Annotated in this window: 7 protein-coding genes; 3 read left to right on the top strand and 4 right to left on the bottom strand. The window is 36.2% G+C overall.

What is annotated here, in order from left to right; translation table 11 throughout:
* Positions 1–322: 322 nt before the first annotated feature.
* From NZ519_09200 to NZ519_09190, 3 genes are all read right to left on the bottom strand, one after another.
* Entirely contained in the window at positions 323–799 is a 477-nt protein-coding gene (locus NZ519_09200) for a hypothetical protein (protein MCS7028929.1), read from the bottom strand.
* A 117-nt stretch (positions 800–916) separates the two neighbouring features.
* Positions 917–1,450 (bottom strand): hypothetical protein, encoded by a 534-nt coding sequence (locus NZ519_09195; GenBank protein ID MCS7028928.1) that lies wholly within the window; start codon positions 1,448–1,450, stop codon positions 917–919.
* Between the two features lie 172 nt (positions 1,451–1,622).
* On the bottom strand, positions 1,623–2,432 hold the full coding sequence (locus NZ519_09190; protein MCS7028927.1) for a glycogen/starch synthase: 810 nt from the start codon (positions 2,430–2,432) through the stop codon (positions 1,623–1,625).
* A gap of 128 nt (positions 2,433–2,560) precedes the next feature.
* Here NZ519_09190 and panC point away from each other — a divergent pair, with 128 nt between their 5' ends.
* On the top strand, positions 2,561–3,415 hold the full coding sequence (panC, locus tag NZ519_09185) for a pantoate--beta-alanine ligase (GenBank protein MCS7028926.1): 855 nt from the start codon (positions 2,561–2,563) through the stop codon (positions 3,413–3,415).
* 280 nt (positions 3,416–3,695) lie between these two features.
* Here panC and NZ519_09180 read toward each other — a convergent pair whose 3' ends face one another.
* Positions 3,696–4,835: a DegT/DnrJ/EryC1/StrS family aminotransferase gene (locus tag NZ519_09180; GenBank protein MCS7028925.1), complete on the bottom strand. Its 1,140-nt coding sequence runs from the start codon at positions 4,833–4,835 to the stop codon at positions 3,696–3,698.
* Positions 4,836–4,992: 157 nt separating this feature from the next.
* Here NZ519_09180 and NZ519_09175 point away from each other — a divergent pair, with 157 nt between their 5' ends.
* Together NZ519_09175 and NZ519_09170 are read left to right on the top strand one after the other, a co-directional pair.
* Positions 4,993–7,698: a DUF2723 domain-containing protein gene (locus NZ519_09175; protein MCS7028924.1), complete on the top strand. Its 2,706-nt coding sequence runs from the start codon at positions 4,993–4,995 to the stop codon at positions 7,696–7,698.
* Positions 7,699–7,749: 51 nt separating this feature from the next.
* Complete coding sequence (locus NZ519_09170) at positions 7,750–8,637, top strand: hypothetical protein (GenBank protein MCS7028923.1); 888 nt, start codon at positions 7,750–7,752, stop codon at positions 8,635–8,637.
* Positions 8,638–8,751: the final 114 nt, after the last annotated feature.

Here is an 8,751-nt window from a genome sequence, read left to right as displayed (position 1 = left end):
AGATGACCTGTGCAATCATGTCTTTACCTTGTTTAAGCTTGAAGTACAATTCCTTAGAAGCTAAAACTTCACATAAGCAGTTTGTTTTTCAAAATTTAATTAGTATGTAAAATACATGCTTGGCAAAAATGAATTCCTTTTGACCAAAAAGCCAAAAGCCTTTTGCAAACTTACTTAATTACAAACTGTTTTGTGTAACAGTATTTAATTTTTGGAAAGTATATATTTTGTTTGAAAAAAATCAGCACTTACAATCATAGTGCTGTAAATGCTGATACAAAATCAAGAAAATGTAGCCAGTTTTTACAACACAACAATTACTTTATTTGTGTCTTAAATGATGTCTTTTAGGATGTTCTTTGCGGGCATGATCGCGAACAATCTCATTTCCTTCCTTATCAAATTTTAAGTGAAGGTGTTTTTTATCAGAGGTATGCTTGAAGTATAAGCTATACATTTCTACCCCTTTGTGTGTTTTGTGAAAAGCTTTGGTTAATTCCCACCCTGCGGCTTTCTCTTTATCTATTACAGACTTTATCTTATCGTTCAACGTGCTTGGATCAACTCTGTATATATGCGTAACTACTGTTCCATCCTCTTTGAACTTAACTCTAAAATGAGTGTGATCTTCTTCACTAAGGTTCCCTACGGCGTGATACATTAAATTTTTACCTTCGTAGCGCATACCCCAAGTTGTATGGGCAGCATGGGGAAACAACTCTTTGAATTTTTTTAATACAGGCGAAGGAATTTTGCTGTACTCTACAGGACTCCAATTGCCGTACTGTGCCCATAGCATGCCTGTTGGTAAAAGTACAGCCCAAAGAAAAATAACTAGTTTTTTCATAGCTGAATTTTAATGAATAAAGTTTTAAGAATAATCAAATAAAGATAAAAAAGTTACGAATAAGTTTGGTTAGTTAAGACGGATACGAAAACCTCCAGCAGCTTCTACAGCCATTCCATAAATTGTTGTAGATTTATTGTAGTATTTCATTCCCGCGCTGATGAATACCTCGAAATCTTCGGAAAGTTCAAATAAGGCACCCGCTCCAAAATATAGTTCAGGTGTAATGGGGCTTCCATCTCTGTTGGGATTATCACCCATGACACGATGATTGTGTAGCCTAGCTCGTATAGCCAAATCCCCGTATATATTAGTTCCGTTGTGTCTATCCCCAGAGTGAATAAACGGCTGACAAGACACTCCCAATAGCCAGGAACCTCCACGTTTATCTTCTCCGCCTTCTGTATACACACCTGTACCTTTGGGTGTATAGCCTAAAAATCCCTCTATAGCAGTGTGGTGATTGACTACGTAGCGATAGGTAGGACCCCAGGGCGCTCCTGAAACACCACCCCTGAACCCAATCCCCTGCTCTCCTACAATTTGAGCAATACAGGCACTGCTCATGATAAAAAAAAAGGTTAAAAACTTTGCTAACTTCATAAGGTAAGTGCTTTTAAGGTTTGCCAAAATTAAAAAGAAATCATAAATGTACCAAATAGTTTTTAAGATTTCTTGTTTTTTTCTTTTATTACAATTGAACTACTGTAAAAATGAAAAGCATGCTTGGCGTATGAATCCAAGCATGCTCTATCATAAAATTGTGTTATGAGAGTTAGTTCATCAAAGAAGTGTAAAATTGATTATAGGTTTCAACACAACTATCATCTACATCTACGTATTCTAGTTTTTGTTTATTTTCAATCAGCGCGCTAAGTTCTTTGCTAATGTTGGGTGTACCTATGGTTACTGCATCGGCATAAGCTATGCCGCCTTTGGTAATACCGAGAAAATCTGCTTTTTCAAAGTGTTCAAGTAGCTTAGGATCAATTTCAGGAGCAGCTTTTTCTTTGAAGCTTTCTCCATATTCAAAGTCGTAGTTAATATTTTCGTTGTATAAGGAATAGACTACCTTAGTGTTTTTGAATACAGGTTCATCTTTGTAAATAGTTTTAATATAGAACGGAATAAGAGAGGTCATAAAGTTGTGGCAATGAATAATGTCAGGTGCCCAGCCTAATTTTTTAATAGTTTCTAATGCACCTTTACAGAAGAATATGCATCTTTCATCATTGTCATCAAACCATGCGTTGGTTTCAGGATGCGTTAGGAACGCTTTGCGATGGAAGTAGTCCTCATTGTCTAGAAAATAGACTTGCAGCCTTGCACCTGGGATAGAAGCAACTTTTATCATAAGAGGTTTTTCCTCATCGCCCACAGTGATGTTTATGCCTGATAGCCGTACTACATCATGCAAGCGATTCTTTTTCTCACTAATCAATCCGAATCTTGGCATTAAGATTCGAATTTCATGACCCTTATCTTGTAACCCTTGAGGTAACTTGCGGACTAGATCCGCTACATTTGACACCTTGAAAAAAGGGGATATTTCAGTGGTTACAAACAATATTTTAAGTTTTTTCATGACTAGGTGAGGCTTTTATTTGGATTTTACAAAATTACAAACTTTTTTTGCAATTTCCAAATTTAATATGGGGCAATTTTTGCCTTAAACGAAAAAAAACTTATTTTTGATACACAAACTTGCATATAATGGAAATATTTACTCGTATTTCTGAGATAATGAACTACCTTCATGTCAAAAAAATTATTGGACATGAAATTGGCTTTGTTCCCACGATGGGCGCTCTACATGATGGACATTTGACTCTAATAAAAGCAAGTAAAAGTAAAAACTTACTTACAGTAGCTTCTATTTTTGTAAATCCCACACAGTTTGGACCTAATGAAGATTTTGATAAATATCCAAGAACCATTGAGCAAGACATTGCGCTGCTCAAATCAGTAAATTGTGATGTTTTGTTTTTGCCTTCGGTTGAGGAGATGTACCCTACACCTTCGGCAATTGTTCTAAGCATGCCTTCTTTAACTCAAAAGTATGAAGGCAAGTTTAGAAAAGGGCATTTTGAGGGCGTTATGCTGATTGTAGCCAAGCTTTTTAATATCATTTTACCTGATGTGGCTTTTTTTGGACAAAAAGATTTTCAACAATGTGCTGTAATTAAGCAAATGGTTAAAGATCTTTCTTTTCCCATAAAAATAGAGATTATCCCTACGGTAAGAGAAAAAGATGGGCTAGCGATGAGTAGCAGAAACAGGTATCTTAATGAAGTAGAACGCCAAAAAGCAGTAGGTATTTACCAAACTTTGGTTTATATCAAAAACATGGTGCAGCACGAAAAAAATGTAGATAACCTTGTAAAGCATGCCTATGATTACATACAAAAATTCGGTTTTACGCAAATAGACTACATAGATATTGTTCATGCAGATACATTAGAAAATTTGCAGCATGCTCATGCTGAAAATAAGCCCGTCATGTTAATTACTGCCCGATTAGGCACTACAAGACTATTAGACAACATGTATTTGTATGACATGAACTAAAAAATTGCTTTATGTTTTTCAAGCAACATTTTGATTACTGTTGCTGTACAGCAGTTGGGGTTATCTTTGTCATTTTTGCTTTGCATAAAGGATAATTGTGCAGAGGCTAAATTTTAATTTTTTATTTTTTGGGCGTGCCCCTTGCTGACGCAAGGGTCGGGGCATTCCGCACCTAGCCCGAAGCACGCCGACCTTGTGGGCATGAGCGCAAGCGAAATGCCCACAAGGACACGCCCAAAAAAATAACTTAAAAACAAAATAATTTTTACTCATCCCCCAACTAACTCAAAATTGCCTTCAAAGTGTCAATAACATATTGCTGCGCCTCTACACTCAAATCAGGATAAAGGGGCAAACTAATTAACCGCAAGTAAGTTTGATAACTCACAGCAAAATCTTTCTCTGTGTAGCCAAAAGTTTGCTTGTAATAAGAGTACAGAGGTACAGGAAAAAAATGAACCGAAGTTTCTATGCCCCTCTCTTTGAGCTTAAACATGAGCATATCCCGAGTATAAGGAATGACCTCTAAATTGAGCTTCAAGATAAACAAATGATACGCATGCGTACTATTGGGCTGAATAGATACTAATTCAAATCTGCTATCATCACAAAAGGCTTTAACATAGTTTTCATACAATGCTTTTCGTTTTAGATAATTTTGCGATAAACTTTGTAGCTGGGCTATTCCCATAGCTGCTTGAAGGTCAAACATATTGTACTTAAACCCAGGATATAGGACATCGTATTGCTGGTACGCTGTGCTTTGTCTGCGTTTCCATATTTCTTTGTCTATTCCATGGCTGCGGAGTAGTCTTACTTTGTAGGCAAGTTCGGCATTTTTGGTAACTAACATGCCGCCCTCTGCAGTGGTTAGGTTTTTCGTGGCATAAAAGCTGAAAGCCCCTACATCGCCAATTGTGCCTGAAGTATATCCTTGATAAGTGCTTTCAATAGCATGGGCGCAATCTTCAATCAAAAGTAAATCATGCTTTTGGGCTATATCCGTAAGTGCTTGCATATCACACATATTTCCCGCAAGATGAACAGCAATAATAGCCTTTGTCTTTGGAGTAATTTTACGTTCTACATCCTGCGGACATATAGTAAGCGTATTAGGGTCAATTTCTGCAAATACTACCCTCAAACCAGAATGCAAAGCCATTGTTGCAGTGCTTGGAAAAGTGAGCGTAGGAACAATTACTTCTGCTTCTTTGGGCAGGTCTAATGCTATCATGGCTAAATGTAAAGCTGCCGTACACGAAGTCAAACCTACACAGTAAGCACCGTTTTTATATTGAGAAAAGGCTTGTTCAAACTCTTGGGTATACTTACCTGTGGTTAGCCAGCCACTTTTTAATGCATCTGTAACATTTTCAATAACTTTATCAGAAATATTCGGCTTGAAAAACGGAACGTACATTTAACTATGCTCGCTATGCAAAATTAAGGATAAGTCTATATAGATTGTATTTTTGTTCGCAAATAAACTAAAATGTTTGTAACCACTATTTTTGCCTGCCTAATCCACAAGAATGAAACTACATTTGCTCAAATACAAAGCTGAAATTTTTCTTTTTGTGCTTACGTTTAGTGTATACGCCTATACAGCAGAAAGAACATTAAGTTTTTGGGACTGCGGAGAATTTATAGCTTGTGCGTATAGATTACAAAATCCCCATCCGCCTGGCGCACCGCTGTTTTTGCTTTTAGAAAGAATATTCTCTTTTTTTGCTTTCGGACAACCTGAATGGGTAGCCTACTGCCTTAATCTTAGCAGCGCGCTCTATTCTAGCTTGACTGTGCTTTTTTTATTTTGGACATTAAAAAAAATACTACCTCAAAATTCACCTAATGCAACCGTTGTCAGCGTAATAGCTGCTTTGAGTTTTGCTTTTACTGATTCTTTTTGGTTTAATGCCACAGAAACAGAAGTCTACGCTTTTAGCACACTGCTGACTGCTGTGTCTTTTTGGGCTATGCTCAAATGGTATCACGATAGTACCGAATATGCAGATAAATGGTTATTGTTTGTAGCTTACTTAGTAGGTTTGGCAATTGGAGCACATCTATTGAACTTGTTAGTTATACCTGCTTTATCTATCCTGTTTTATGTAAAAAAATACAACGTCAAATTCTATGGAATATTACTTTCTTTCGGAATAGGGTGCGTCATTTTAGTTATGATTCAATTTGGAATTATTCAGTACCTTCCTACGGTTGCTTTGAAGTTAGACATTTTTTTAGTCAATCAATATCAAATGCCATTTTTTTCAGGACTGTGGCTACTAATAGGTGCTATTGTATTGATGAGCAGTATCAGCTTAATACTGGCTGAAATTAAGAAATGGAAATACTTAAAAATAAGCTTGCTGTCCTTTTTATTCATTTTGATAGGTTACAGTGTGTATGCCGTAATGGTTTTGCGATCCTTGAAAAATCCTAACATTGATGAAGGAAATCCTGAAAATTTAACTACACTTATTTACTACCTTAGACGCGATCAATACGGACATGAACCACTTTTTTGGGCAGATTCTTATGACAGTCATGGCAACAAAGAAAAAGATATTAAAATTTCCTACGTAAAAGCCGATTCTATTTACTATCCCGATAAGAAAAAACACAAATACATTGCGGTAGATATCAATTATGTACCTAAGTATAGCAAACCTGTATTTTTTCCTCGCAGATATAGTGATAATCCTTTACATTGGCTAACTTATGATGATTTTACTAGTCGTTGGACTTTTTTTGCAGGTTATCAAGTAGGGTGGATGTATTTTAGATACTTACTGTTCAACTTTTTGGGTAAAAGTTCAGATATTCAAAATGCATATTGGGAAAGCGGACTTTGGGACACAAAAACCGTAGTGGAATTTCCTACAAATAAGGGTAAAAATCATTACTTTGGTATACCGTTACTACTTGGAATTATAGGTTTATGGACAACGTTGAGAATATCAGACTTTAAACCTTATCGGTATGTAATTTTAGCTCTATTTTTTATGACAGGTATAGCCATAGTAATTTATCTTAACCAAACTCCTAATCAAGCACGTGAGAGAGATTATTCATATATAGGTTCTTTTTATGCGTTCGCAATATGGATAGGCATAGGGATGCACTACTTAGTTAATGCTGTTTCAAGTCAAAAAGTTGGATTTAAATACTTAATTTGGGTGATTATTCTTTTTTGTCCTTTCATTTTACTATCTCAAAACTTTGATGACCACAATCGCAAAGGGCGATACTTTGCCCTAGATATAGCCAAAAATATTTTGAATTCTTGTGAAAAAAATGCTATTTTATTTACAGATGGCGATAATGACACTTTTACACTGTGGTACGCACAGGAAGTAGAGAAAATTCGTACAGATGTACGCGTAGTCAACCTTACCTTGCTCGGTATTGACCATTATATTTGGCACTTGAAACATATCAAAACTAATGACGCAGATACTTTGAACATTCCCATACCTGATGAAAAATACCTCGCCGAAAATATGACCTACAACTACCTCAAAAACGAACCTGTTTTACTAATAAGTCTGAATAAAGACACCATTGAATGGGAACTGCCTATTAAGGAAGCAGAAAAAGGAGAGTTTGGCTATCTGTATAAATCTGAATACTTTGCGTATCAAATTATTAAGCATAATTTTGATAAACGCCCTATATACTTTTCAGCCACAATCGGATTTGAACGCAATAAACATTTTTTTAATCTTGAGCCTTATCTTCAACTACAAGGCATGGCATACAAGCTAACCACACATAAAAACACCACTCATGTAGCAACAGCAGACAAAGATAAACTCAAACAGTTTATAGACACAAAATTTGTATGCTCAGGTTTTGATAGTAGAAAAGTGTGGATAGAAGAGTTAGCTATTGAGCATGCAGACTATTACCGCAAAATGTACTTAGAACTGATAAAAAGTTTAACAAAAGACAAAGACACAGCATCGGCACATGCTTATCTTTCTCAAATGCAGTGTAAAATTAAGCCTGAATATGTCCCTTTCAATCCCGTTTTACAAGCTAAGTTTTTATCCGTGATAAAGGATAAAAATTTAGAAAGACTGTTCAGAGAAACCTGTGTTCGATACTTAACGCACCAAGATACAGAGCCTTACATCACTTACCAAGCTAAGGATGCGATTAAACTGCTTTTTGAAAGTAGGTTAAAAAACCGAGAGTGGAATGAAGCTATAAATTATGCCACCTTTTACAAAGAACTAACTCAAGAAGACACATTGCTCAAACTTTATTATCAAAGATGAGTTAGAGTTTAGGGCATTTCTGTTACAGAGTTATTGACTATTTTTGCGTAAATGAGAAGCTTTTGCTGCTTTGTACTTTTAGCAGTGTTTTTAATCGGTTGCAGTTGGTTCAAAAAAAAGCCTAGGATAGATAACACAGTTTTAGCCCAAATTGGAGAAAAAAAACTGCTTAGGCAGGACTTAATTACTTATCTGCCTAAGGGACTATCCAAACAGGACAGTATCAAATATGCTATGCATTTCATTCAAAAATGGGTCACCAAGACGTTAATTGCACAAAAAGCCTTAGAAAACATTCCGAATATTGAGCAAAAAATTCAATACCAAGTAGAGGACTACAAAAATGACTTGTTAGCACATCACTATCAAAGAGAGTTTTTGTACCAAAAATTAGACACTGTGGTCAGTCGTGAAAGCATGATTAAATACTATCAAGACCATCCCCAAGATTTTGAGCTTAAACAAACGGTAATACAATGTACTTTTTTGAAGCTCCCTAAAAAAGAACGCGACATTCCGAATGTAAAAAAATGGCTAGCATCCAAAAATCCAAAGGACCGCGATAAGTTGCATCAGATTATGCTTTCAAAGGCTCAACGTACGACCAGAGACTCCTCTTGGCACTATTGGGATAATATCGCAAGAGAATTTCCCAAGCCTGACATAGACCCTAAGGATATCCAAGTCAATAAGTTGTATGAACAGCAGGATGAGAATTACGTTTACCTCTTATATGTCTATGACAAGAAAGATGCTAACGCAACTACGCCGATGGAGTTAGTAGAAAAAACGGTAAAAGAGCTCATCATTAGCCAAAGGCGTGAGAAGCTTATCCAAGATTTAGAAAAAAATTTGATTGAAGAAGCTTTGAAGAGTGGAAAGTTGGTATATGGAAAGGATGTTTTAATTTCAAACAGTGCAAAAAATTCATCAGAGTAGCAGTAAAAAGTTTTTATGTTATTTTAAGAGAGCTTAATTTTTTGGGCGTGCCCCTTGCTGACGCAAGGGTCGGGGCATTCCGCACTACGCTATCGCTTCGGTGCTTCGCTAACG

The sequence above is a fragment of the Bacteroidia bacterium genome (assembly GCA_025056095.1).
Classification (GTDB): Bacteria; Bacteroidota; Bacteroidia; order JANWVE01; family JANWVE01; genus JANWVE01.
Note: the sequence above shows the minus strand (reverse complement) of the source record. Positions and strands in the feature narration are given on the sequence as shown.